Source organism: Paenibacillus glycinis (genome assembly GCF_009909185.1).
GTDB classification, from domain to species: Bacteria; Bacillota; Bacilli; order Paenibacillales; family Paenibacillaceae; genus Paenibacillus_Z; species Paenibacillus_Z glycinis.
This window is the reverse complement of record NZ_JAAAMV010000001.1, coordinates 82,684-107,727: the sequence shown is the minus strand read 5'-3', so window position 1 is coordinate 107,727 and position 25,044 is coordinate 82,684. Positions and strand designations below refer to the sequence as shown.

Sequence of the window (25,044 nt, the reverse complement as noted above, 5' to 3'; positions counted from 1 at the left end):
CGGGATCGTTCCGGCGGCCTTTTCGCGACGGCGCGAGTGCCGCGACCGGGCCGCGGCGAATAAGATCCAACCGGGGACGTAGGTTTATAGTTCCCGTGGCCCCGATCGACTCTGCTATGATAAGGGAAGATTTGGCAGGCGAAAGGGGGGGGGGGAAGTTGCTGAACGTATTCGATGTTGCCGATCTGCTCGTCGAGCGGATCAAGAGCGCCTATCCGGATGACGTCGCGATCGTCGCTTATTACGGGTCCTATGCGCAAGGGACGGCCACGAGGCGCTCCGATTTGGATTTCGTTTTTATTCCGGCGACGTCTGCCGGGCATGGCGCAAGCCTGCAATTCATCGTGGACGACATCAGCTTCGACTTCTGGCCGATCAGCTGGGAGCGGGCGGAGCGGATGGCTTCGTTTCAGGAACCGACGACGTCGATTATCGCGGATTGCCGGCTGCTGCATGCCCGCTCGGACGAAGACCGTGAACGATTCCTGCGGCTGCGGAATGGAATCGCCTCCCTGCAGGAGCCGGAATACGCGCGTCAATTCGCGGACATGGCGGAGTCGCGGTTGCGCGGCGCATACGTGCATTTGTACAAGCTAATTCGTGCGCGAGATTCGGAAAGGGAAAGCCATCTTCGCGCGAATGGCGTCGACATCCGGCGATTCCGAAGCCTTGGACAATTCGCAGCTTTCCTGCGCGCGAGGGAATGAAGGGTTAAGCACGGTCTCGAGCTGAACTGAGGAACGTTTCACTATGTTGCTATGTGCATGCGGAGGTTGTCATGCCGGGCCTTTCCGGAACGTTTTCCGTGCATGCAGTCCCCCGAGCAAGCCGAACTTATGTTTTTTCCATCCGATTGCAGGAGATACATGACTTCCTGCGAATGCTTTAATAAGCATGCGTAAGGGCTTTCATTTGTCGGAAACTGGGACAGGCGGATGCGCGGCGGAATCGGGTTCATTCGCTGAACGGAGGGGCGTTATGGGGCAAACGGAACGGAATCGAACGGCGCTTGTCACCGGGGCAAGCATCGGGATCGGGGCAGGCATCGCGCTGGCGCTGGCGTCCCGCGGGTACGACGTCGCGATCGGTCATTATGCCGAGCCGGCGGAAGCTAAGCTGGCGGCCGAGCGGATCAAGCGGGAGTACGGCCGCGCATGCCATGTCTTTCAAGGCGATCTTGCCGAGCCGTCGATGCCGGGCAAGCTGGCCGCGTTCGCGATCGAAGCGCTCGGCGAGGTCGACGTGCTGGTGAACAACGCGGGCTTGGTGCGGTTCAAGGCGATTGCCGAGCTCGACGCCGCGGAGATGGATCGGATGTACGCGATCAATTTTCGCGCGCCGATGCTGTTGATGCAGGCCATAGCCAAGCATATGATCGAACGGCGGCTGCGCGGCTCCATCGTCAACATCACGTCGTCCCGGGCCGAGAGGGCGTATCCGGCGGACGCGACGTACGGCGGACTGAAGGCGGCCTTGATGCGTGCCAGCCAATCGATCGCGCTCGATCTGGCGCCGCACGGCATTCGGGTCAACTGCGTCGCTCCCGGCGCGACCGCCGTTCGGGAAGACCCGCGTTCGTTGGCCGGCTACGCCGCTCTCGGCGCGAAAATTCCGCTTGCGCGGATCGGCACGCCGGAGGATGTCGCGAACGCGGTCGCTTGGCTGGCTTCCGGGGAAGCCGGCTATACGACCGGCACGGCGATTCGCGTAGACGGGGGATTGATCTTGCCGGGGATGCCGGAAAGCGGCGGCGGGACGGGATGGACCAAGTAAGATGCAGGACCAATACGCAGGCAGGGAGAGGGAACACATGTCGAACTTGACGATACGCGACGTGAACGTGATCTTGACGGCACCTGAGGGCATTAACCTGGTCGTGGTGAAAATCGAAACGTCCGAACCCGGATTGTACGGGCTGGGCTGCGCGACCTTCACGCAGCGCTACCTGGCGGTGGCCACGGCGATCGAGCAGTATTTGAAGCCGTTTCTGATCGGCAAAGACCCGCATCGGATCGAGGACATCTGGCAATCCGCCATGGTCAGCTCCTATTGGCGCAACGGCCCCGTGTTGAACAACGCGCTATCCGGCGTGGATATGGCGTTATGGGATATTAAAGGGAAGTCCGCCGGCTTGCCGGTCTACCAGCTTCTCGGCGGAAAATGCCGGGAAGCGGCGGCCGTCTACCGGCATGCCGACGGCCGGGACGAGCACGAAGTCGAAGACAACGTACGCAAGTACATGGAGCAGGGCATTCATTATATCCGTTGTCAGATGGGCGGCTACGGCGGTCGGGGACATCAGCTTCGCCAACCGGAAAATCCGCTGCCGGGCGCGTATTTCGACCCGAACGCCTATGCCCGCAGCGTGCCGCGCTTGTTCGGGCATGTCCGGAACGCCGTCGGCTGGGAAGTCGAGCTGCTGCACGACATCCACGAGCGGCTCGTGCCGATCGAGGCGATCCGGCTGGCCAAGCAGCTCGAGCCCTACCGGCTGTTCTTCCTGGAAGATCCGCTGGCGCCCGAACAGCTGGACTGGTTCGAGACGATGCGCGGCCAGACCGCGACCCCGATCGCCATGGGCGAGCTGTTCACGCATCCGCGGGAGTGGACGCCGCTTATCGCCGGCAGGCTGATCGACTTCATCCGCTGCCATATCAGCGCGATCGGCGGATTGACGCCGGCGAAGAAGCTCGCTTCGCTGTGCGAGGCATTCAGCGTGCGCACCGCTTGGCATGGGCCGGGCGACGTATCGCCGGTCGGACACGCGGCGAACCTGCATCTCGACGTCAGCTCGATCAACTTCGGCATCCAGGAATGGTACGGCTTCTCCGAGCGCATCCAGGAAGTTTTCCCGGGCTGTCCGCAGCTGCGGAACGGGTTTGCGTACCCGAACGACAAGCCAGGTCTCGGCATCGATCTCGACGAGAAGAAAGCGGCCGATTATCCGTGCGACAATCGTCTGCCGGCTTGGACGCTCGCCCGCACGCCGGACGGCACTTCGGTTCGGCCGTGAATCTATGGGATTCGGAAGCCTGCACAAACAGCGCGGAATAGCGTCCTCGGGACGCGTTCCGCGCTTTTTTGCGCTTGCTCCTAGTGTTCTCGTTCACGTCCGGCCTTATGCGAAGCGGTTGCTTCGGCTCCTTGGGGCTGGGATGCCCCCGCCTTGACGAATCTTATAAAAGTGCTAAACTTAAACTAAGTATAAATATAAAGGAGGCGATCGCATGTCCCGTCAAAGCTTGACCGCGCCGAGAAGGTTGATCTTGGACATCTTAACGGAGTCGCACGATCATCCTACCGCCTCGGATATTATCGACCGTCTCAAGACCCAGGGCCAGAGCGTCGCGTACGCGACCGTCTATAATTCGCTTCGCTATCTGACCGAGCAAGGGCTGATTCGGGAATTGAAGCTGGAAGGAGACGCGAGCCGGTACGATTCCCGGACCGAGGACCATCAGCATATCGTCTGCGTTTCCTGCGGGAAAGTAAGCGAAGTGATGACCGAGTCGCCGAAGGAATGGCTTCGGCACATCGAGGAAGAGACCGGATATTCGATATCGGAGGAACAATTTTTGTTTAAAGGGGTGTGCGGGGAATGCCGAGCGTCGAACGACCGAACGGTTCAATGAACGAATCGCCTGTCCCGTTTCCGGAAGGAGCTTTCTGCGAAACGACGAAGCGGATCGTCGTCATCAGCCCGTTTCCGGCGCTCCTGCAGGGGCTGGTCTCGGAGCTGATGGCACGCTGCTACGACGTGCTGACGTTTCACAACGCCAAGGAGCCGATTCTCCCGCTGCTGCAAAACGACCTGATCGTCGTGGATCGGACTTGGGGAACGGAAGAAGACGGAACGATTGCCGAAGCGGCGACTTCGGAGCGCCTGTACCTGATCGGAGAACGGACGCCTTCGCCCGTCCCCGCCGGACATACGCTGGCATGGCCAGCCGCGCTCGAGACGGCGATCGCGAGGATCGAATCGCTTGCGGGCCAAAGCAATCCCCCTGCCCCAGCGGAAACGGCGTCCGACCGGCTGCGCTTCAAGGACGTCGAGATGGATCTGAAGCGGATGACCGTCCTGCGCCGCGGGGCGAAGATCGATCTGACGAAGACGGAGTTCGACCTGCTGCGCGTCCTGCTGTCGTCGGACGGCGGCGTCCTGACGCGTCAGGCGATCATGGAAGCCATCTGGGGCGACGGTTACTTCGGGGGCAGCAACTCGGTCGACGTGCACATCAAGAGCCTCAGGCAGAAGCTCGGCGACGATCCGAAAAGCCCGGTCTATATCGCGACGGTTCGCGGCGTCGGCTATCGGATCGTGGAGTAACCTCTGGGCGCCGGGCCGGTCCCGGCGCGGCTTCGGCGAATGGGGCAGGACTTCTTCATCCAACCTTTATCATCTCTTCATCAGACCTTCATGATGCCTTCATCATACCTTCATGCAAGCCTTTCGCATGGGTGGTATGATTTTTTTGTAGCCAATATTTAAACTAAATCTAAATATAAAACAGGAGGGAAACGCGATGCGCAAAACGATTATCGTCGGTACCGGCCCCGCCGGATTGACGGCAGCCATCTATCTGGCAAGAGCGAACCTGAACCCGCTCGTCATCGAAGGACCGGAGCCGGGCGGCCAGCTCACGACGACGACGGAGGTCGAGAACTTCCCCGGTTTCCCGGACGGCATCATGGGTCCCGAGCTCATGGACAATATGCGCAAGCAAGCGGAGCGGTTCGGCGCCGAGTTCAAGACGGGATGGGTCAACGAGATCGATACGTCGAAGCGGCCGTTCACGCTGAAGGTCGAGGGGCTCGGCGAGCTGGAGGCCGAGACGCTGATTATCTCCACCGGCGCATCGGCCAAATACTTAGGCATCCCGGGCGAACGCGACAACATCGGCCGCGGCGTCAGCACCTGCGCCACCTGCGACGGTTTCTTCTACCGCGGCAAAAAAATCATCGTCGTCGGCGGCGGGGATTCGGCCATGGAGGAAGCGAACTTCTTGACGCGCTTCGCTTCGGAAGTCGTCATCGTCAATCGCCGCGAGGAGCTTCGCGCCTCCAAAATCATGCAGGATCGCGCGCGGGCCAACCCGAAGATCAGCTGGGCGCTCGGCCGGACGCCGCTTGAAGTCGTCGCGGACGAATCCGGTCTGAAAGGGCTCCAAGTGCTGAACAACGAGACCGGCGAACAAGAGCTGCTCGAGACGAACGGGATCTTCATCGCGATCGGCCACTCGCCGAACACGAAGTTTCTCGGCGGGCAGCTGACGACGGACAGCCATGGCTACCTGGTCGTCACTCCCGGTACGACCGAGACCAATATTCCCGGCATATTCGCCTGCGGCGACGTGCAGGACAGCCGTTATCGCCAAGCGATCAGCGCCGCCGGAACGGGCTGCATGGCCGCCCTCGATTGCGAACGGTTCCTGGAAGCCGCCGAGGTGCCGGAGACCGCTGCGGTCTGATGGCGCGGATCGGCTTGAATGATATAAGCATGCGAATTTGAACGCAACATGTTGAACGCATAAGAACGAAGGAGGAAGAACGATGTCCGACACGAATCCCGTCATTGTCTATACGAGCACGCACTGCAACTATTGCAAGCAGGTGAAATCGTTCCTGAGCGACCGAGGCGTTGCTTATGAGGAGCGCAGCATCGACCAAGAAGAGAAATTCGCCGAGGAACTGTGGAATACGGGCATGCGTTCCGTGCCCGTGACGGTCATCGGAGAGGCGAAGATTCTCGGCTTCAACCAGACCCAGCTCAATCGCGCCGTCGCCGAGCTTCAAGCCTAGACCCCAATTCACCCACTAACAGGAGGTTCAACTCTACGATGAATAATCAACCTGCCGTCGCTTACCCGTTCGCCAAAGTCGGCCTGCCCGCGCCGGATTTTAAACTCCCGTCGACGAAAAACCTGGAATCGCTCGAAGAAACGGTCGCGCTGGCCGATTACCGCGGCAAGTGGCTCGTGCTGTTCTTCTGGCCGTACGACTTCACCTTCGTCTGTCCGACGGAGATCGTCGGCTTCAGCGACAGCTACGAGCAATTCAAGGCGCTCGACTGCGAGATCGTCGGCGCTTCCGTGGATAGCGTCTATACGCACCGCGCCTGGATCGAGACGCCCGTCGACAAGAACGGCATCGGCGACATCCGCTTCCCGATCGCGTCCGATTTCACGAAGGAAACCGCCCACGCGTACGGCATTCTCGACGATGCGTCGGGCGCGGCTCACCGCGGCTTGTTCATTATCGATCCCGAAGGCATCCTGCGCTATCAGGTCGTGACGGACATGAACGTCGGCCGGAGCGTCGAAGAGACGCTGCGCGTGCTGCAAGCCCTGCAATCCGGCGGCCTGTGCCCGGTCAACTGGAAGCCCGGCGACAAAACGCTCTAATACGCATGCATGCCGGAAAGACAACCCGATGCATACGGACAATAAAAACAGACTCGCCCCTCTTCGGGCAGAGTCTGTTTTTGCGTGAACGCGCGGCTGCGCCTGAGCTTGTTGCGCGCTTAATATGGCTCGGCTTCATGTCCTTTGCGCACGGCATCCCCCGGAGCTTGGTCGCCTTTCCGATTGCCCAGCGGTTTCCGGCTGGAGCCGTCCTTCGCGGCATGCGCCAATCCTTCGCTCAGCCGGCGGCCGTACTCTTCGTCGGCTTCTGCCGCCAGCTGCATCATCCGGGTTCGGATCCGCTCATCGCAGCGCGAGAGGTCCCCTACGAGGTTGGCGATCAGTTCGGCTTTCTCCCATTCCTCGAAATTCCGGAACGTTTCCCCGGCTTGCTTGGTGTTGTCCTGCCGGTCGATCGACCGGCGCACCAGGTTTCCTTGCACGAAGGGCTCATGCTCCTTGCCCGGCTGCTTCGCCTCGACAAGCCCACCGAGCATCGACGGCTCGTAATTGATATGCGGATTTTGTCCGGGGGCGCGGTCGACTTTGACCTGCATGAGTCCGCCGCTTTGATTGGTCGCGACCCGTTTCTTGGGGGCGTTGATGGGGAGCTGCAGGTAGTTCGCGCCCGCGCGATGGCGCTGCGTATCGGAATAGGAGAACGTTCGTCCCTGCAGCATCTTGTCGTCGGAGAAATCCAAGCCGTCGACCAGGACGCCTACGCCGAACGCGGCTTGCTCCACTTCCGTGAAATAATCGTCCGGATTCCGGTTCAGCGTCATTCTGCCGACCGGCAGCCAAGGAAAGCGGTCGTTCGGCCACAGCTTCGTATCGTCCAGCGGATCGAAGTCCAGCTCCGGATGCTCGTCGTCGCTCATGATCTGAACGAGCAGCTCCCATTCCGGAAAGTCTCCGCGCGCGATCGCCTCGTACAGATCCTGGGTCGCATGGTTGAAATTCGTCGCCTGAATCTCGCCGGCTTCCTTTTGCGTCAGATTCTTGATGCCCTGCTTCGGCTCCCAGTGATACTTCACGAGCACGGCTTTGCCTTCCGGGTTCACCCAGCGGTACGTATTGACGCCGGATCCCTGCATCATGCGGTAATTGGCCGGGATGCCCCATGGCGAATAGACGAAGGTCACCATGTGGAACGATTCGGGCGAGCTGGCGCAGAAGTCGAAGAAACGCTCGCTGTCCTGCACGTTCGTGAGCGGGTCCGGCTTGAACGCGTGGATCATGTCGGGAAACTTGACCGCGTCGCGGATGAAGAAGATCTTGAGGTTATTGCCGACCAGATCCCAGTTGCCGTCCTCCGTGTAAAACTTGACCGCGAAGCCGCGGGGGTCGCGAAGCGTCTCCGGCGAATGGTTCCCGTGGACGACGGTGGAGAAGCGCACGAAGACCGGCGTTCGTTTGCCTTTCTCCTGGAACAGCTTCGCGCGCGTGTACTTCGCTACCGGTTCCCCGCCGACGGTTCCGTACGCCTCGAAGACGCCGTGGGCGCCGGCGCCTCGCGCATGAACGACGCGTTCCGGCACGCGTTCGCGGTCGAAGTGGCTGATTTTCTCGATGAAATCATAGTTTTCGAGCGTCGCCGGACCGCGGTTGCCGACGGTTCGGATGTTTTGATTGTTGGTAATCGGATGTCCTTGCCGATTGGTTAAGAGGTTATCGTCTTCTGCCACGGTTGCATCTCCTTTGCGCTAGCCATGCTTGAATAAGCCGATGGTAGTATTGGTTGCCTTTGCCAATTTTATTCTCCGGGACATGCCGCCGTCCTGCAGCGGCGCTCGTCCGGGTATACCAAAAAGACTCCCGTGCCGCTGAGCGGAGGGGAGTCTTTTTGGGCGCTTCGCCGCAGACGGCACGGCTTGCGCAGGGAATGACAGCCGAACCGGCATCGAAGCCGCAGGCAGCGCAATATTTTCGGGCTTACGTGTCGCAATCGACTGATTGCATCGCATACGAGCTATGGTATCGCAAACGAGGTAGCGTGTCGAAAGCGAGATAATCGCATTGCAAGCGGGCTAATGTGTCGCCTCTCGTCCTTGACGGCGTCGACGGAAAGCGTCAGCTGCCGCTCTTCCTGCGGTGGTAATGCTGATTCGCCTTCATGCGGTTGCCGCATCTGTCCATGCTGCACCAGCGGCGCTGCTGATTGCGGCTCGTATCGTAGAAGTGGAGGATGCAGGTCTCGTTCTCGCATTTCTTCAGATTGTCCGGCTTGAAGGACGCGAAGAACAGCGCGGCTTCCTCCAGGAACAGCGCAGGCAGCTGCGATACGTCATAATGGCGCACGGCCGCGACGCCCGATTCGGTCGCGTCGAGCTGGCAATAGCTGCGATAGCCGGACAGCTCATCGTTGAGCGAGGCGACGAACGGAGCCGGGAGCGTCCGCTCGTCTTCGATCGCGGCGAACGCCTGCTCCAGCTTGCCCCGGAAAGCGATAATGCGCCGAAGCAGGTCCGCTCGTTCCTCTTCCGGGAGCGCGTCGCCGCTTCCCGTGACGACATGGGCCTTGCCGGCTTGCTCCAGCCACCGCGTCAGCTCCTCCCAGGAGGTCAGCAGCTCGGTGCGCTCGCCTTTGATCGTTTTCCGCGTATTCACGAAATCCGCGGTAAACTGATTGCCGATAAATAGGAAATCGGACGATTCCATAGCGATTCATCTCCATCGATCGAATTCGGATTCCTAGTCGGACCAGGATTTGATTATGTTCTATTTTAACTGTCTAAAATGATGTTTACAAGTTATAAAATCTCCCGAATTCGCAAGGGGCATCCTCGATAAGTTTAATTGAAACGAAGAACGTCAATAACCGTTATAATAGAAGAACAGAAGCGACGGAGGTGTCTGAGATGGATTTTCTGAAGGGCATTGGGAAGCTGGCGGGAGATGTAACGGGCAAAGTGCTTGGAGGCACGGTGCGCGTTGCGGGAGAGCTCGTGCACAGCGAGTACATTAAAGAAATCGGCAATGACGTGGAACGAGTGACGGCGAAGACGGGGGAAATCGCCGGTCAAGCCGCGAGCGGCGTATGGGACGTAGGAGCCGGCTTGATTACGTCGGATAAGCATCAAACGCAGACTGGCCTGGGCGAACTCGGAGACGTTGTAACGACAACGGTCAAAAGCGCCGGCCAAGGACTCGAATACGTGGTCGACAGCGGAATCGATTTGATGACCGGCATCAAGGACAACGATAAAGCGCTCATGAGAGAAGGCGCCAAGAAGCTGGGAAGAGCAGCCGCGGTCACGGTTCTTGCCGTCGGCGTCGTGGATATTATCGATGGTCCGGACGGTCCGGATACATCGGGATCGGCATAAAGGAACGCAAGGCATCCGTATATCGATTCAAGATTAAAATCAGTCTTGCTTTGAGGCGGCCAAATCGAATTCGAATTGGCCGCCTTTCCATGCCTGGCAAGAAAGCGATTCGTTCTGCCCGCCGGGAGGCAGAGACAACTTGTTTACAAGTCGATGAAGCGTTGAACACATCCCTCCTTTACATTGTAAATCGGGACACTTGCCCAAAACCCAGTATGAGTGTACCCGGAAAGGTGACAAAACAATGATAAAGAAAGGGTTGTCCATTACGCTCGGTCTGATCGTGCTCGCGCTTTCTGCTTGCAGCAGCAATAACGCGAATGGCGGAACGCCGCCGACGGCTCCCGGACAAGAAGCCGGCGATCATGCCGGAGGGGAGGGGACGGACGAAGGAAGCGTCGATCTCCCCGCACAGGCTCCGGAAGATCAAACCGCCGATCCGTCCAAGCCGATAAAACTCGTATTCGCCACGGTCAATCCGAGCGCGCAGCTCAAGGCGTCCGTGAAGAAGTACGAATCGCTGCATCCGAATATCACGATCGAGCTGACCTATACGCAAAGCGAGTTCAAGGACATCGATTCCCAAGAGGCGAATATCGAGAAATACGTGACGACGACCAATACGGCGATGCTTGCAGGCAAAGGCCCCGATCTGCTCGAGATGGATCTGCTTCCGACGGACAACTACGCAAGCCGTCATCTGCTCGCCGATCTGAAGAATCTGATGACGCAGGACGAATCGTTCGACAAGACCGATTATTTTGCCAACGTGCTGGACAACGCCGAGATCGGCGGGGGACTTTACGCCATGCCGCTTTCGTTCTATCTGGACGGACTGATCGGCGATGCGGATGCAATCGGACGTTCCGGCGAGCAGATCGACGACAAGAACTGGACATGGGACGATTTCACGGCCGTCGCGAAGCGGCTTGCGCAGAAGGGCGGCGATACGACGGTGCTGCTCAGCACCAAGGATTACATGCTCGGCGAGATGGTCAGCGAAAATTATCCCTTGTACGTCGATGAAGCGGGCCGCAAAGCCAAGTTCGATTCGCCGGCCTTCATCGGAATGCTTCAGCGGATCCAGTCGATGTTCGACGAGGGCGTGGCCAAGCAGCTCGATCGCGGCGTCGGGAAAGGGGCGGTACCCACATATTTCCGGGAAGTCCCCGTTCAATCACTGACCGATTATTTGTTCGCCATGGATTCCTTCGACGGCCACGCCAAGCTCTATGCGAAGCCGCATGCGCCGGAGCTCGGACCGGGCGGGTATTTCCAGACGAACCAGACCGTCGGCGTCAACGCGGGCTCGCCCTACAAGAAGGAAGCCTGGAAGTTCATCGCCTTCCTCGTATCCGAGGAAGCGGCGACCGTTCACGACGATAACGCCGCCTCCGGCTACTCGATCAGCGATATCTCCTTTGGGGGCTTCCCGATCAGCCGAATCGCCTATACCAAGCAGACCGAGCAATTACGCAAGGCGGGAACGGTCAGCACCGCGCCGAACGGTCCCGCCGACGGCGTGACCGTCAAAGCCGACGGCGCGATGCTCGATCGGCTCGACGGCTATTTGACGGGTGCGGTTCACGCCGTCGGGAAACCGTCCAGGATCGGCGAGATCGTATCCGAAGAGGGCGAGGCTTTCTTCAAGGGGCAGAAATCGGCGGCGGACGTCGCCAAGCTTATTCAGAACAAGGTTAATCTTTATCTCAACGAATGAGAAAGGAACGACCCTGTAGAACTCTAATTTATTGGGGGACAACCATGCAATTAATCATGCTGGACGCGACATTTTCCGTAGTGAAATTACCTCCGACAGAAGAAATGCCTACTTGGGCGGGCAGAGGCGAATTCCTCTCGATCACCTATACGAGCGAAGAACTTTCGATCGTGTGCGCGTCGTCATGCGTCCCCGACCACATTCGAATAAACGTCGAGCAGGATTGGAAGTGCATGAAAGTGGAAGGCGTGTTGGATTTCGGACTGACGGGCATACTCGCTTCGCTGGCAAATCCTCTGGCGGATCATCAGATCAGCATTTTTGCGATCTCTACCTTTAACACCGATTATTTATTGGTAAAACGGCATGCCGTGGAAAAAGCAATCTCGGTATTGGAAAATGCAGGTCATACGTTTATTTAGCGGATAGGCACTGAAATAAATAAGCTGGACTAATGCCGGATATATCTCCGTACGCCGATGATCGCACGCACCGCGTTCGGGTCGGGCCGTTCGGCTTTATTGAAGTACGGGCGCATGTCGGCCGGCGCGAATTGAGACAACGAGCGGTAAGCGGGATAGGTCAACTGGTTTACCAGGTAGGCGGATTCCGTTGCTCCCTGCACGCGGTGCCTGTTCAGTGCGGCTATGATGCCGTCTGCGGTATTGATGCCGATTCCGTGTCCGAAATAGAGATCGTCGCTCATCTTAATGACGTTCTCGCCGCGCCACTCCATTTTCTCCGGATTGACTTCCGGGTTTTTGAAGTACAATGCGTCCCCGGGCCGCGCGTAAGCGCTGGGGGCGTCTTCCGTAGTCAGCCCAAGGTCGCTGTCGGCCTCCCACGAGTACAGGTACAGGTTCGGAAACAGCTGGTTGAACCGAGCCGAGCCGAGCGTATCCAGAACGCCTTTGTACATGATTATGATGATGGCCGTCGCGCACTCGAAGCCGTACTTTTTCGCATTCGAAAAAATGTCCCCGACGCCATCGGCCGGCGTCACGTCATCCCTCAGCTGAAATCCTCCGTTTTTCGTCAACTTCCAGTAGTCCCGATTGCAAAACGCTGTCCGAAACGTCGCGAATTCCGCTCCGTTGCCGCTCATATCCTTGGCTGCAGCAATAATATTCGACCGCAAGATCGGTTCGAAATACATGGTGGTTCATCCTCCTCGTCTTCATCGCATGCCTACACCATTGTATGGGCGAAGGCCGATGCTTGTGCTCCAAGCCTGTTTAGGCATTGGATGCGGCCGAGTGGCGATATGTTAACCTGAAATAATTATTTTGGTTTATAATTCAAAGCCGCCGAATTATAATTCAAACCATTAGGCATCGGCTTCCTGACGGAGGCGTGCATCTGCTCCATCGGCTGGGCTTCGAAACAAACCATCCTAATTAAGGTGTGACCGAAAAATGAATCTGGTAGAGCCAATACTAAACCGCGCATCACGGGAACCGGACCGAATCGCGATCACGCACGGGCGGGCGGAAGCAGCTTACATACTCCCGGCTCATGGAACGGGTCGAAAGGATTGCCGACGGCTTCCGGAAATGCCGCTTCGACCGCGATAGGATAGCCATCCTATCGCGGAATCGAGTCGAGTTCGTCGAGGTTTTTATCGGTGCTGTCCATGCAGGCTGCGTGCCCGTGCTGCTGGATCATCCATTAGCGAAGAGGTTGAGGTCACGGTAGCGGGCGAGAATGGTGAAATCCTAGCCAGTGGATGCTTCTCGGCGGGAGGAGAGCTCGATCCTGAATAAGACCGTTGTCGTTACCGGTTCCAGCAGGGGAATCGGGCGCAGCATAGCGTTGCATATACACCCGTTACCGAAGGAGAGTGCCTCGTCGAAGATACCGTACCGGCTTGATTAATTCATCGCTCATGGGTCGGTGCACCGCTCGGACTAAGGGAGCAATATAACTTTGCCTGACGTTCGGCGCGCTTCGATCTGACGATGCGCCTCGGCTGCCTCCCCAAGCCGGAAACGGTGATTAATCTGCGGTTTGACTTGGCCGGCAAGCACGTACCGGAGGAGCGCCTGCCAATCCGGGAGAAACAAGTCGGGCCGAGAACCCATAAATCCAGCGTAATACCCCGTAACGGAATGACAACGCGACGTAAGCTTCTCTGCGTCGATGACCCCGCGTTGCCCGCTGGCTGCTCCGAACATGACAATCCGGCCAAGCGGTGCCAAAAGGGCGAAATGATCCGAAAAGGCACTTCCCCCCTGCATATCCAGGATCAGATCTACGCCTTTTCCTTCCGTAGCTTCGATAAGTCGATCCTTCCAATCCGAATGGCTGTAATTGATTCCCGCATCCGCTCCAAGCGAAAGGGCAAAATCGAGCTTCGTTCGGGAACTGGCTCCCGCGATAATCTGCCCCGCTCCAAGTACGCCAGCCAATTGCACGGCCATATGTCCTACGCCTCCCGCGGCCGCCTGAATGAAGATGCGTTCCCCAGGCTTCAATCGCCCCAAGGCGGCGACGATCTGATAGGCGGTAATCCCCTGAACGGGAAGCGCCGCGGCCTCGACCGCATCGATTCCATCGGGAATCGGCAGGAGCAAGGCTGCGGGTACCGTCACATACTCGGCATAGCCGCCGCCTCGCGGCAGCAGCGCAATGACCCGAGTGCCGACAGGGAGGGACGTGGCGTCTTCTCCTCTTTCAACTACTCTTCCTACGATCTCTACTCCCGGCGTAAACGGTAGAGGCGTCCGTTCTCTAGTGGAATTACGACGCCTTGCGATATCCGTGTAGTTGACGCCTATCACTTCGGATCGGATCAGCATCTCTCCCTTTTTCGGTTTAGGGATCTCCGTTTCTTCCAATTTCAAAACGTCCGGCTCGCCGTGTTCGTGCATGCTTATGATTTTCATGTTCGTCATCCCTTCTTAGTCGGTTTTTGGTTTCTTTTGAACATTTTGACATCACGCGATTCGACGTTTAGAGTATAAACGATAAAGTATACTTGAAGGTCAATACCTATTTTTTGTGAGGAGATTCCCATGAAAATTCATGCGTTGGCGCAAAGGACAGGTTTAACGGCTCCTACCATTCGATTCTACGAGAAGGAGGGGCTGCTGGATGAACGTCATGTGCGGCGAGGAGAAAATAACTATCGCGACTATTGCGAGGAAGCAGTCGAACATCTTCGGATGATCAAAAAGATTCAGGCCGTAGGATTTTCGATAGCGGAACTGAAAGAATTGACTCAGGCAGATGCAGCCAAAGCGCTTCCCCTGTCAAGGATCGTCGAGCTTCTTCGCCAAAAGATACAAGAGATCGGAAGGAAACAAGATGAATTGGAGCAAGTTCAAACGCATCTCAAACGGATGTTAACAAACAATTTGGCGTTGATGGATGCTGAAGAGAAGGGGAATAGGTAATCGATCTTTTCGATGTGCATACCGGGAGGGAATGATTTGTCTTTTACGGACACGGAAATGCGGAATGAGAAAAAATTGCGGCAAACAATCGGTGTGATCAAATAATTTGCGCCTAATTTATCATTGACAGTTTGCGGAAAATTGCGTAAATTTAGAACAGAATTTGCAGCAAATATGAACAGTTTTGCGCGACTTACTGAAGCGGCAGCCAGGCCCAGGCCCAAGTTCTTGCATTTGGCTATTGCCGGCGTCGGCGGCATGGAATTTTCATTTGCCGTTTCATCAAGCCGCGCTGAATCCGGAAGGAGGCGACAAGCGCCAATAGATATTCACGACCCTCCCAATAACGAAGAACTGCCCACAAGCGGAGGACGCTTACTTGCGCAGAAGACTGCCAGAGTAAGCCAAGGTTTATCGATTCTCAGGAATGAGTGCGCTTACATCGAATGACAGGTTAAGGGAGGCTAGGAAAAATGTTCACGACAATCCAGGCGCGGCGGTTGCTAGGCGCGGCATTGGCAGCTGTTCTCGTCTCTTCTCTGGCTGTTTCGGGCGTTTGGGCGAAAGCCCCCGATGCTTCGGCCGGAGCTGGCGCGGGCTTCGAGGGAAGACCGGAACAATGGGCAAACGTACCTCATGCTTCAACGAGTTTGACGCAATCATTGCAAGCGATTAAAGCGGTACAACAGGATGGAAAACTGCAATTGCTGGTGCAAGGGCCCGGATTGGAGGGCCAAGGCGTCTGGTATATCGATACGGATGGCAACGACAAGACCGGGTCGGCCGTTCCGATATGGAACAACGGCTCCGGGATCGATGCGAAAATTTCGGACGGCAAGATATGGCGTGCCGTTGACGGGGGCTGGAACGAGGTTGGAGCGGTCCGGCAAATTGTAAAAGGCGATGTATTGGAAGCAGAGGCTGAATTGAGCATTCTGGGCGCCGGTACGCCCGCTAATATGAGGGTAGGCTTCGCCCTGGCAGGCGATCAATACCTGCCGGCTGCAGGGAAACTGATGCTGACTGTCCCGCCGCCGTCCGGCAACGTGTTCGGACCGGATCTGAATGTGACGGTGGATGCGGATGCGTCGGATTGGTCGGGTGCGGAGCCGGCCGCCATGTCCGCTGACGGCAAGACCTCGCTATATGCGGCGGAAGACGCCGGCAGCCTGGTGCTGCTGGTGCAAGGCAGCATGGCGGAATTCAACGACATTTATCTGGATACCGACCGCAGTGCAGATACCGGGTACACCGACGTGGGATGGCCGGAATTCGGCGGCAATTGGCTAATCGAGAACGGTGCGCTGTTCCGAAGCACGGGAGCAGGCTGGAACTGGGCGCCGGTCAACGACGCGGTCCTCGAGTACAAGCAGAAGGACGAGAACGGGATCAAGACGGTGGAATACCGCATTCCGTTTACGAATATCGGCTTGACAGGTCCCAAGGCATTCTCGATCGGATTTACGTCCAATGACATTACGGTACCGGACAGAGCTCTTCCGGCCCCGCTTGTGGCTCCCCCGAGTCCCGACATAACGGTGGACGGCAGTTCCGACGAGTGGAGTTTACTGCCTGTCACGGCGCAGGGAGAAGCATCCGTTTCCGCGCTGAAGGCGTTTGCGAAGGACAAGCAATTGTATGTCTTGGCTCAGGCTGCATCCTTCGATGCGGAAACGAACATCTTCATCAATAGCGATAATGATCCGGATACCGGTTACCTCGGCTGGGAGTTCAAACGCACCGGGGCCGACTATCTGATCCAGAACGGCAAGCTGTTTCGCAGCACCGGCCCGGGCTGGACATGGGAAGAGATCGGTCCGGCGGATTGGAAAGTGTCGGATACGGCTGACGCTTCCGGATTCCGTAGCCTGGAAGCTCATGCCGACTTGTCCGCGTTCCCCGATGCAGGCAACTCGGTGCGCGTGGCGATAGGCGTGGGAGAGAACTATGCGCCGGCCAAATCGTCCGATGGCGAATACGCCCTCGCATCCGGCGGCAGCGGCGCGCCGATCGCGATCGACGGCGCAGCCGGCGATTGGGCATCCATCGATAATTCAGCTGCCGGAACGGGTGAATCCGTGGAAGCAAAAGCGGCTCAGGATGATGCCAAGGTATATCTGCTTGTCGCCAACGATGCCGTGGATACCCGGAACCTGTTTTACCTGGATACCGACAATAACGCTGCGACTGGCTTCCGCGGCACGGGCTGGGATGACCTCGGCGCAGATGCCAAAATCCTGTATAACAAGCTGTACCTGTATAACAAGAAGAACGGGGAGTGGACAGAGGCCGGTCCCGTGCGTGCCGAAGTAAACGACAGCTTCGCTCTCTTTTATTTCTATCAGGATCAAATCGGCAGAAAAAAAGCCAAGCCCTTGAAAATTGGCTATACCGGCAAGGAAGTCTATCATCTTCCCGCAGCGGGAGGCCACTCCCTCGCCCTTAAAGAGGCCATACCGGTCAAGAAGCATGACAATGACTTCGTGCCGCGAGAGCGGTTTGATGTCCTGGATAACCCCTTCATGGGCTGGGCCGGATGGGGCGATGCCGCGGATCCCTTGCCACAGCCCCACAAGCTCGTTTACGCGAACATCAACTGGCGGGATCTCGAACCGGTGAAAGGCACTTTCGATTGGGCCGGGGTGGAGCAAAAGTTCCAGTTCGCAAAGTGGCGCGCCGAGGGCAGCCGGTTGATACTGCGCTTCGTGCTGGACGATCCCGGCAACGATCCGGAGATGGATATTCCGCAATGGCTCTATGACGAATTGGCGCAAGCGGAAGGCGAAAGCGGCGCCGGCAAATGGTACGATACTCCGTCTTCCGTAGTCGGAAAAGGGTTTGCGCCAAACTACAGCAGTCCGCTGCTCATTCAGGAGCATGGACGGGTCCTCGAAGAATGGGGAAAACGGTACGATAATGACCCGACGGTCGCATTTATCGTGATCGGCAGTCTCGGTCATTGGGGAGAATTTCACAATTGGCCGGAAGAAGTATCCGGCAAATTCCCGAGCGTGAAGGTGTCGGACCAATACGTGCAGCAATATATCGACGCGTTCCCTCATAAGAAAATCGGCATGCGAAAACCATACCCGATCGCGGCTTCCAATCGCCTTGGATTGTTCAACGATGTGTTCGGCAGCAAAGGCGCAACCGATACTTGGGTGAATTGGACCGTCGACGGCTGGAATGAAATCGCTCCGTATGTGGAGGAGGGCGAAGATCCGGCAGCTGCGCAAGCCGCGTCGAAGATGCCGGATTTCTGGAAAACCGGTTATTCCGGCGGGGAATTTTATAATGGAAATCCGTTATTGTCCCTGGGCGACGACACGATCATGGAGACATTGCGCGAAACGAGGGCAAGCCATACCTCCTGGTTGGGACCTTCTTCACCGGCCGGGTATCAGCCGGGCGAGGACATCACGGAAGGCCAACAAGCCAATATCGATTTGATGCACAACACCATGGGGTACAGGTTCGTGCTTGAATCGGTCGCGCATGACAAGAAAGCCAAAGCCGGTAAGTCCCTGGATATCCGCATGAAATGGAACAACAAGGGCGTGGCGCCGTTTTACTTTGAATGGCCGCTCGCGCTTGCGCTCGTCGATTCCTCAGGAAAGCTGGTATCGGGAAGCGTTCAGCGAATGGAGACCGAGGACGTGACCGAATGGCTTCCGGGTCGCCGCGATGTCAAGCTCGGCTATACGCTGCCCCGCAATCTGCATCCGGGCAAATACGCCTTGGCCGTCGCGATTCTCGATCCGGACACTGGACTTCCGGGCGTCAGCCTGGCTATCGAAGGCGCAAGAAAGGACGGCTGGACCACGCTGGATTCCTTCCAGGCAACCCGTTGATCGTTCTTGCCGTCATTGTCGTCCTGAATAACCGATAAAATATGTAAAAGGCCGCGAAAATCGCGGCCTTTCGTATTTATAAGATAAAGTTCAACGCAAGAGATTCTAGTGCAGGAATCTGAACTACAATGATTTTGCTCCCTCGAACAAATTGGCCAAAAAGATCTTCTTCACGACCTCTCGCCGGCTCCTTACGCCTACCTTGTCGAAAATGTTGCTCAGATGCTCCTGTACGGTATGCGTCGAAATGGATAATTTTGCGGATATTTCCGCCGAATTATTTCCCTTGGCCACAAGATGAACGATCGCCTTTTCTTGCGGCGTCAATCCGTAAGCCGCCGTCTGAAATTGGATCAGGTCACGATGGACGGCCGGTCCGAGGATGATGCCGATTTTGCGGTCTTTATCCTCATCGGCGCTCATTTCATAGGCTTTTATCGTGATGCAGCGCCCGTTCCGTCCATGCCGAGCCAGCTCCGGCACGATTTCGAAATCATGATCGGAAAGCATGGACTGCGATCTCTTGAGGGCACTGACGACTTGCGTAATGTAGACGGGAAGTTCTTTGCGGCACCAATCGGGATGGAGCTCCCCTAATTCTCTCAACCAATGTACCGCAGCAGCCGTATAAGATTCGATATAACCGCCGGGATTGTAGATGAGCAGGCCGGGAATATCCATATTCTGCGGGGCAGCCTCCGGTTCGGTAGCGGCCATCCGCTGCTGCATGGCCGTTCGAAAACCTGCGCCGATATGGGGCGCGAGCTTGGCCAGAAGCCAAGCATCTTGCTCGGAGTAATGCGAGGCGGTCTTTTCCCGAGCCATCACCATCGTGCCCCACATGTTTTTGCCGGCATGCATGACGGCGCGGATCTCGTCATCCAGGCCGATCGGGGCGTATAGCATGCGATGGCGGTAAGCTTTGCCGGGATTTCCCGACGTTTCGTCCGACAAGCGGTTAACCGGAAAGCCGGAATGCAATAAACGCCGGTAAGCGGGGAGATAATCCTCGAAATACAAGTGCTCGAAAAAAACATGCTCCGAATCGCTCACCGCATGATCGTGAATCCCTTCCCTTACATTGGACGTGATTAACCCGGTCGCCGGGTCTACCGTTTGAAAGCAGCAAAGATCGGATTTCGTGATGGGGTGCAATAGGCCGATGATTTCATTGCGCAATTGCCGGTCGTCCAATCCGGAGTAGCACAGGCGCTTGATTTGAACCAATGCTCGTTGATAGCGTCCGTTGAATTTCACCCTTCATCGCCTCCCCCGAACGAAAAAAATACCCCCAATAAGTTGGCATACAAATTGTATCATCGTTGGAATTATAATGAAACAAGCAATCGCGCAGGCGCTAGAAAAGGGGTTATCAAAGCCTTGCAGATTCGTCTGAACACAGGCAGGCTCTGATCGGCAGCGACATTGCTTTCTCTGCGGAAGAATGGACGTACATAGGATTTGAATCGCGGTTCCGCTTCTATAGGCCCAGAAGATCCATGGCACAAGAAATCATTTCGGACAATAACCGGTATGGTTATTAATTAGCTGCTCAATATTGACAACATGCGAGTATTTCGCGTTGGGTAATGAGATGGATTTGAGGGTACCGCCGAACAAGTTATAGTAGTAGTAGTTCATGCTTCGCCCGTCGCTTGCTTGCACGAAGTCATGATAACGAAGGGGGGCCAACCGATTCCCCATGGATCGCTTGCTGCAAACCGGCACGGAAGCAAGCCCTGCAGAAGTACCTTATGCAGACAATTCGGAATATCTCCGGGACGAATTAAAACGCCTCGACTACATGATCCAAATTCACCGATTGCGCATATCGGAATCGGTTCCCGCGCAACCTGCGGATGCGTCGGCGGGACTTGGCTGGCCAGAAGAGGGCCTCTTGCAAGAATGCCATGCCCTCGAAGCTCGGATGCAGAGGAGAACGATACTTAGCAGGCATGCGGGCGTTCATTTGGCGCTTCCGTATGTGACTCAGCTCTTCCGATTATCCGATATCGAACAGTCGATTCTGATGATCGCCATGGCGCCTGAACTAAATATCGAATATGCCCGGCAGTATGCCGATTTGCAGGATGATGCCACGCGGACGAAACCATGCGTCGAATTGGCGATGCAGCTGCTTCGAACGTTTCGAACCGCCCGGATGCCGGCGCAAGCGATCTTGGATCCCTCGGCAAAGCTGATGAAGTTCCGGCTCCTGCGATTCCAAGAATCCGATCCTTCCCATTGGTTGCTATCCAAGAGCCTCTATGTTGATTCGCAAATCGTCAACTATCTGATCGGGATCGAGCAACTGGACGGCAGATTGGGAGCGGCGGCATACTTTGCAGACCGGCTCCCCGATCCCGATACCGATTGGCTCCATGAACGTCATCTCGGCCGCATGCAAAAACTGATCCGGTCACAGCTCACTGCGAGCGGAGCCCTGAATCGAAAGTTCATGTTCGTCTTTTCCGGCGAGGCCGGATCCTGGAAACGGCGATCGGCGGAGGCCGTATGCCGGGAACTCGGGATCTCGCTGCTCCTCGGAGACGTCGCCAAAATGCTTCAACACCCCATGACATTCGCGGATTGTTTGTTCCTCCTATGCCGAGAAGCGCATCTGCACCCCGCGGCTTTATGTCTCCTTCACTCAGATTCGCTCTTTGCCCACCCAGACCGGCATCCGAAAGAAATCGCGGCATTCTTGGATACGATGGATCTGTTTCCCAACTTGACTTTCGTACTGGGCACGCGTTCTTGGCCGGCTTTGAAATCCAGCGGGAACGAAGGACTTGTCGACGTCGAGTTCGAATTGCCGGGTCCCGAGCTTCGAAGATCGCTTTGGAACAGATTGGCCGCACTGGTTCCCATGGAGGAACGCGTGGATTTGGAGGCCGTCGCGGACAAATTTCGCTTTACGCCCGGTCGCATCCAGCACGCGCTGAACATGGCCCGTAACCTGGCGTTATGGCGCGATCCGGATCATGCGCGAGTCAGCATGAAGGACCTGCAAGCATCCTGTCATGCGCAGTCGAATCATAACCTCGGTCAGCTTGCCGATCACTTGACGCCAGCGGGGACTTTGCACGACCTCATACTTCCTCCGGATCAAAACAAGCGCCTGCAAGAAATCATCGATCAAGTGAAGTACCGCAGCGTCGTTCACGGAGAGTGGGGGTTCCGGAAGAAGCTGTCCCGGGGCAGAGGCGTCAATATTCTGCTGCACGGTCCGCCGGGCACGGGGAAAACGATGGCTGCCGAAGCAATCGCAAACGAGCTGGAGATGGACCTCTACCGAATCAATCTCGCTCAAGTGGTGAGCAAGTATATCGGCGAAACCGAGAAAAACTTGCACGCCATCTTCCAAGCAGCCGAGGAAAGCTACGCCATTCTGTTCTTCGACGAAGCGGATGCGCTGTTCGGCAAACGCACCGAAGTGAAGGACGCGCTGGACCGTCATGCCAATACGGAGATCGCGTTCTTGCTGCAAAAGATGGAGGAATACGACGGGATTACCATTCTGGCCACGAATCTATTTCACAACATGGACGCCGCCTTTATCCGTCGGGTGCAACACTGCATCGAATTCCCGATTCCGAACGACAGCCAGCGCCGCGAGATTTGGAAAGCCATGTTCCCGGAGGAGGCTCCGCGGCGCGAGAACATCGATTACGAGTTCCTGGCGCGGCAGTTTAAAATGGCCGGCGGGCATATCAAGAACGTCGTACTATCCGCCGCGTTTCTCGCGGCCAAAGAAGGCCGATCCATCGGGATGGAGCATCTGATCCCTTCCGTGAAGCGAGAGATGGACAAAACGGGCAAGTTGACGTCCAAGGAAGACTTCGGCGCTTATTACGCCTTGTTGGGAGGGGGTGAACCGTGAGCGCCAACGGGATCGCGGATGTCGGGAAAACGCTCCTCCTGCTGCTGCAGGACGGGATGAAGGACATGGTCCCGCACGATCAGATCGTGCTGCATTCGCCTGCGGAAATCGTCGCTTCGAACATCCGCTTGACGTTATTTTTGTACAACATCCTCGAAAATCCGTACATGCGTTATCAGGAAGGCTTGCTTCCGAAGACCGAGGCCTACAAGCTGCCCCCGCTCGTCTTGGATCTGCACTACATGCTGACCGCGTACTCGGCAGCGGCGATCTTGACGGAACGGACGATCGAAGAGCATCAGCTGCTCGGAAGGGCGATGAGCGTCCTGCACAATCACGCTTCGCTTGCAGGCGCCGTGCTGCAAGGGAGCTTGGCCGAACGCGAGCAAGAATTGCGCGTCACGCTCAATCCGGTAACCGTGCCGGAGTTATCCGACATCTGGACGGCCTTCTCGGATAATAATTTGCGTCCGTCGGTGTGTTACGTCGTATCGCCGCTCGTTATCTTGCCGGAACCCGCAGCGCCTGAACCTGCGAAAACGGTGGAGACGAGAAGGTTCAAATTCGCTGCGCCGATTAACTCGATCGTGCAAAAAGACGGTGACGCTTGACGATTGTTCAAGCGCAGAACGATGGGAGGAAAGAGAAGATGCCGCAATATTTTGCGCCTGGCGTGTATGTGGAAGAGATTGAACTCGGAGGAAAACCGATCGAAGGGGTGTCCACGAGCACGGCCGGATTTCTCGGCCAGACCGAACGCGGTCCGACGACGCCGAAATTCATAACGAGCTGGCTGCAATTTCAGCGCGTATACGGCGGGGTGCTCGGCGATACGCCGTACTTGCCGCATACGGTGAAAGGGTTCTTCGATAACGGCGGCAAACGCTGCTGCATCGCGCGGATCACCAAGGCAAGCGCCGTGTCCGCCAAATGCAAATTGCTAAATAAGGCAGCTCAGAACGCCTTGACCGTCTTCGCGGTCGGCGAAGGCGCCTGGGGCAACCGAATCGCCGTAATGGTAGATAGCGGATCGCTTAGCGGAATCAAGATCAACGTGTATGACTTGAAAAATGAAAATCTGGATTCCGCCGCATTAGCCGCGATGTTCGCTGATTCAAAAAAGCAGCCCTCGATTACGGAGAGCTTCGATAACGTCTCCACCGATGCTTCCTCCCCGGACTTCTACGGCATCAAAGTGAACGGCGCATCCGCCTACATCGTCCTGAAGATCGAAAGCGGCGACACGGGGGCGTTAACGAAGGAAGACAAAAATGAAGTCAAGTTATTAATTGGCGGTTTGGACTCGCAAGAGAACGAAGGCAAACCGTTAAACGTCGATGCGGCGGCTAAAACGCTGAAGCTGGCGGATTCGGCTTCGTCCGATATTGATGCCTACAAGAACATGACGCTCGAAATCGTAGAAGGCACGGGCTCCGGCAAAGATAAGAAATATAAGATCACAGCCTATGACAAGGCCTCCAAGACGGTAACGATCGATCGTGCTTGGGACATTGCTCCGGACCTAACCTCCACCTACCGGATTACGACAACAACGCTCGCCGTCGCCGACTTCGAGAGAGACAAGACGGAAAAGCCGGAAAAAAAAGGGTTGTTCGCGTTCGCGGATATCGACGATATCTCCATGCTTCACGCGCCTTACTCCGAAGCGGTTCCCGGGCTAACGACCGCATTGATCACGCAATGCGAGAAACTAAGAGACCGCGTCGTCATCATCGATTCGAAGAAAGGCACGGCGCAGATTACGGATGTGAACCCGCGCGCGGATCATTACGATTCCATGTTCGCTGCCTACTACTATCCGTGGATCAAGATCGTTCATCCTACGAGCGGGGCGACGATCGAAGTGCCGCCGGGCGGTCATGTCGCAGGCATCTACGCACGTTCCGACGCCGAGCGCGGCGTTCACAAAGCGCCTGCCAACGAGATCGTGCGCGGCGCGGTCGACCTGGAGTTCCAGATTACGATGCCGGAGCAAGAGATTCTCAATCCGCTCGGCGTCAACGTCATTCGCTCGTTCCCCGGCCGCGGCATCCGCGTATGGGGCGCCCGTACGACCTCCAGCGATCCGTCTTGGAAATATATCAACGTGCGCAGGTTGTTCAACTACATCGAGGAATCGCTTGACGAAGGCACGCAGTGGGTCGTGTTCGAGCCGAACGACGCGAAGCTGTGGGCGAGGGTCCGCCGCACGCTCAACGACTTCCTTACCCGCGTCTGGCGCGACGGCGCGCTCATGGGCACGAAGCAGGATCAAGCGTTCTTCGTACGGGTCGACGATACGACGATGACGCAGGACGATATCAACAACGGCAGGCTTATCGCGCTCATCGGCATCGCCCCGGTCAAACCTGCGGAGTTCGTCATATTCAGAATCGCGCAAGTGGCTTCCGGCGCCGACATTAACCAGGCGTAACATTAGAAGGATTGAGATAGAGGAGGAACATGTT

The 25,044-nt window shown here is 56.9% G+C and carries 22 protein-coding genes; 17 read left to right on the top strand and 5 right to left on the bottom strand.

Going from position 1 to position 25,044, the window contains the following annotated elements; translation table 11 throughout:
• Positions 1–158: 158 nt before the first annotated feature.
• The 8 genes from GT019_RS00410 to GT019_RS00375 all read left to right on the top strand — a co-directional run bounded on the left by GT019_RS00410 (position 159) and on the right by GT019_RS00375 (position 6,401).
• A complete protein-coding gene (locus GT019_RS00410; protein ID WP_235946586.1) occupies positions 159–707 on the top strand; it encodes a nucleotidyltransferase domain-containing protein in 549 nt (182 codons plus the stop codon).
• 271 nt (positions 708–978) lie between these two features.
• Complete coding sequence (locus GT019_RS00405; RefSeq protein ID WP_161740094.1) at positions 979–1,773, top strand: SDR family NAD(P)-dependent oxidoreductase; 795 nt, start codon at positions 979–981, stop codon at positions 1,771–1,773.
• Between the two features lie 37 nt (positions 1,774–1,810).
• Positions 1,811–3,013 carry an enolase C-terminal domain-like protein gene (locus tag GT019_RS00400; protein WP_161740092.1) on the top strand — a complete coding sequence of 401 codons (1,203 nt, stop codon included), beginning with the start codon at positions 1,811–1,813 and terminating at the stop codon, positions 3,011–3,013.
• A 214-nt stretch (positions 3,014–3,227) separates the two neighbouring features.
• Positions 3,228–3,632, top strand: a complete 405-nt coding sequence (locus tag GT019_RS00395; RefSeq protein ID WP_161740090.1) for a Fur family transcriptional regulator — start codon at positions 3,228–3,230, stop codon at positions 3,630–3,632.
• Positions 3,599–4,327: a winged helix-turn-helix transcriptional regulator gene (locus tag GT019_RS00390; protein WP_161740089.1), complete on the top strand. Its 729-nt coding sequence runs from the start codon at positions 3,599–3,601 to the stop codon at positions 4,325–4,327. The genes GT019_RS00395 and GT019_RS00390 overlap by 34 nt, the downstream gene beginning before the upstream one ends.
• A 196-nt stretch (positions 4,328–4,523) precedes the next feature.
• Entirely contained in the window at positions 4,524–5,468 is a 945-nt protein-coding gene (gene trxB / locus GT019_RS00385; protein ID WP_161740087.1) for a thioredoxin-disulfide reductase, read from the top strand.
• Between the two features lie 82 nt (positions 5,469–5,550).
• On the top strand, positions 5,551–5,799 hold the full coding sequence (locus GT019_RS00380) for a glutaredoxin family protein (RefSeq protein ID WP_161740085.1): 249 nt from the start codon (positions 5,551–5,553) through the stop codon (positions 5,797–5,799).
• 38 nt (positions 5,800–5,837) lie between these two features.
• On the top strand, positions 5,838–6,401 hold the full coding sequence (locus GT019_RS00375; RefSeq protein ID WP_161740083.1) for a peroxiredoxin: 564 nt from the start codon (positions 5,838–5,840) through the stop codon (positions 6,399–6,401).
• A 119-nt stretch (positions 6,402–6,520) separates the two neighbouring features.
• On the opposite strand, the gene GT019_RS00370 is transcribed toward GT019_RS00375, so the two are convergent.
• Complete coding sequence (locus GT019_RS00370) at positions 6,521–8,086, bottom strand: catalase (protein WP_161740080.1); 1,566 nt, start codon at positions 8,084–8,086, stop codon at positions 6,521–6,523.
• A 385-nt stretch (positions 8,087–8,471) separates the two neighbouring features.
• Positions 8,472–9,059, bottom strand: coding sequence for a CGNR zinc finger domain-containing protein (locus GT019_RS00365; RefSeq protein ID WP_161740078.1), 588 nt, complete (start codon positions 9,057–9,059; stop codon positions 8,472–8,474).
• A gap of 200 nt (positions 9,060–9,259) precedes the next feature.
• On the opposite strand from GT019_RS00365, the gene GT019_RS00360 reads away from it, so the two are divergent.
• The 3 genes from GT019_RS00360 (at position 9,260) to GT019_RS00350 (ending at position 11,869) form a co-directional block, all read left to right on the top strand.
• On the top strand, positions 9,260–9,727 hold the full coding sequence (locus GT019_RS00360; protein WP_161740076.1) for a hypothetical protein: 468 nt from the start codon (positions 9,260–9,262) through the stop codon (positions 9,725–9,727).
• Positions 9,728–9,971: 244 nt separating this feature from the next.
• Entirely contained in the window at positions 9,972–11,447 is a 1,476-nt protein-coding gene (locus GT019_RS00355; protein WP_161740074.1) for an ABC transporter substrate-binding protein, read from the top strand.
• A 44-nt stretch (positions 11,448–11,491) separates the two neighbouring features.
• Entirely contained in the window at positions 11,492–11,869 is a 378-nt protein-coding gene (locus tag GT019_RS00350) for an ACT domain-containing protein (protein ID WP_161740072.1), read from the top strand.
• Between the two features lie 29 nt (positions 11,870–11,898).
• Here GT019_RS00350 and GT019_RS00345 read toward each other — a convergent pair whose 3' ends face one another.
• Positions 11,899–12,603 (bottom strand): protein-glutamine gamma-glutamyltransferase, encoded by a 705-nt coding sequence (locus GT019_RS00345; protein WP_161740070.1) that lies wholly within the window; start codon positions 12,601–12,603, stop codon positions 11,899–11,901.
• Between the two features lie 359 nt (positions 12,604–12,962).
• Here GT019_RS00345 and GT019_RS32600 point away from each other — a divergent pair, with 359 nt between their 5' ends.
• On the top strand, positions 12,963–13,142 hold the full coding sequence (locus GT019_RS32600; RefSeq protein WP_407945051.1) for a hypothetical protein: 180 nt from the start codon (positions 12,963–12,965) through the stop codon (positions 13,140–13,142).
• 212 nt (positions 13,143–13,354) lie between these two features.
• On the opposite strand, the gene GT019_RS00335 is transcribed toward GT019_RS32600, so the two are convergent.
• Positions 13,355–14,290, bottom strand: coding sequence for a quinone oxidoreductase family protein (locus GT019_RS00335; RefSeq protein WP_161740068.1), 936 nt, complete (start codon positions 14,288–14,290; stop codon positions 13,355–13,357).
• Between the two features lie 171 nt (positions 14,291–14,461).
• On the opposite strand from GT019_RS00335, the gene GT019_RS00330 reads away from it, so the two are divergent.
• Together GT019_RS00330 and GT019_RS00325 are read left to right on the top strand one after the other, a co-directional pair.
• Positions 14,462–14,842 carry a MerR family transcriptional regulator gene (locus GT019_RS00330; protein WP_161740067.1) on the top strand — a complete coding sequence of 127 codons (381 nt, stop codon included), beginning with the start codon at positions 14,462–14,464 and terminating at the stop codon, positions 14,840–14,842.
• Between the two features lie 710 nt (positions 14,843–15,552).
• Positions 15,553–18,693: a DUF4832 domain-containing protein gene (locus GT019_RS00325; protein WP_328803901.1), complete on the top strand. Its 3,141-nt coding sequence runs from the start codon at positions 15,553–15,555 to the stop codon at positions 18,691–18,693.
• A gap of 123 nt (positions 18,694–18,816) precedes the next feature.
• On the opposite strand, the gene GT019_RS32380 is transcribed toward GT019_RS00325, so the two are convergent.
• A complete protein-coding gene (locus GT019_RS32380; protein WP_161740062.1) occupies positions 18,817–19,950 on the bottom strand; it encodes a helix-turn-helix transcriptional regulator in 1,134 nt (377 codons plus the stop codon).
• A gap of 445 nt (positions 19,951–20,395) precedes the next feature.
• On the opposite strand from GT019_RS32380, the gene GT019_RS32375 reads away from it, so the two are divergent.
• Genes GT019_RS32375 through GT019_RS00305 form a run of 3 tightly spaced genes read left to right on the top strand, consistent with a single transcriptional unit; the run spans position 20,396 to position 25,010 of the window.
• On the top strand, positions 20,396–22,576 hold the full coding sequence (locus GT019_RS32375) for an ATP-binding protein (protein WP_407945050.1): 2,181 nt from the start codon (positions 20,396–20,398) through the stop codon (positions 22,574–22,576).
• A complete protein-coding gene (locus GT019_RS00310; RefSeq protein WP_161740058.1) occupies positions 22,573–23,187 on the top strand; it encodes a DUF4255 domain-containing protein in 615 nt (204 codons plus the stop codon). Before GT019_RS32375 ends, GT019_RS00310 begins: the two co-directional genes overlap by 4 nt.
• A 38-nt stretch (positions 23,188–23,225) precedes the next feature.
• Positions 23,226–25,010, top strand: coding sequence for a phage tail sheath family protein (locus GT019_RS00305; protein WP_161740056.1), 1,785 nt, complete (start codon positions 23,226–23,228; stop codon positions 25,008–25,010).
• Positions 25,011–25,044: the final 34 nt, after the last annotated feature.

Bases quoted from the DNA above. Each gene is read 5' to 3' on its own strand.
- GT019_RS00405 (WP_161740094.1), top strand. From the start codon at position 979: ATGGGGCAAACGGAACGGAATCGAACGGCGCTTGTCACCGGGGCAAGC.
- trxB (WP_161740087.1), top strand. From the start codon at position 4,524: ATGCGCAAAACGATTATCGTCGGTACCGGCCCCGCCGGATTGACGGCA.
- GT019_RS00360 (WP_161740076.1), top strand. From the start codon at position 9,260: ATGGATTTTCTGAAGGGCATTGGGAAGCTGGCGGGAGATGTAACGGGC.
- GT019_RS00400 (WP_161740092.1), top strand. From the start codon at position 1,811: ATGTCGAACTTGACGATACGCGACGTGAACGTGATCTTGACGGCACCT.
- GT019_RS00380 (WP_161740085.1), top strand. From the start codon at position 5,551: ATGTCCGACACGAATCCCGTCATTGTCTATACGAGCACGCACTGCAAC.
- GT019_RS00395 (WP_161740090.1), top strand. From the start codon at position 3,228: ATGTCCCGTCAAAGCTTGACCGCGCCGAGAAGGTTGATCTTGGACATC.
- GT019_RS00330 (WP_161740067.1), top strand. From the start codon at position 14,462: ATGAAAATTCATGCGTTGGCGCAAAGGACAGGTTTAACGGCTCCTACC.
- GT019_RS00390 (WP_161740089.1), top strand. From the start codon at position 3,599: ATGCCGAGCGTCGAACGACCGAACGGTTCAATGAACGAATCGCCTGTC.
- GT019_RS00305 (WP_161740056.1), top strand. From the start codon at position 23,226: ATGCCGCAATATTTTGCGCCTGGCGTGTATGTGGAAGAGATTGAACTC.
- GT019_RS00365 (WP_161740078.1), bottom strand. From the start codon at position 9,059: ATGGAATCGTCCGATTTCCTATTTATCGGCAATCAGTTTACCGCGGAT.
- GT019_RS32375 (WP_407945050.1), top strand. From the start codon at position 20,396: ATGGATCGCTTGCTGCAAACCGGCACGGAAGCAAGCCCTGCAGAAGTA.
- GT019_RS32600 (WP_407945051.1), top strand. From the start codon at position 12,963: ATGGAACGGGTCGAAAGGATTGCCGACGGCTTCCGGAAATGCCGCTTC.
- GT019_RS00355 (WP_161740074.1), top strand. From the start codon at position 9,972: ATGATAAAGAAAGGGTTGTCCATTACGCTCGGTCTGATCGTGCTCGCG.
- GT019_RS00345 (WP_161740070.1), bottom strand. From the start codon at position 12,603: ATGTATTTCGAACCGATCTTGCGGTCGAATATTATTGCTGCAGCCAAG.
- GT019_RS00350 (WP_161740072.1), top strand. From the start codon at position 11,492: ATGCAATTAATCATGCTGGACGCGACATTTTCCGTAGTGAAATTACCT.
- GT019_RS00375 (WP_161740083.1), top strand. From the start codon at position 5,838: ATGAATAATCAACCTGCCGTCGCTTACCCGTTCGCCAAAGTCGGCCTG.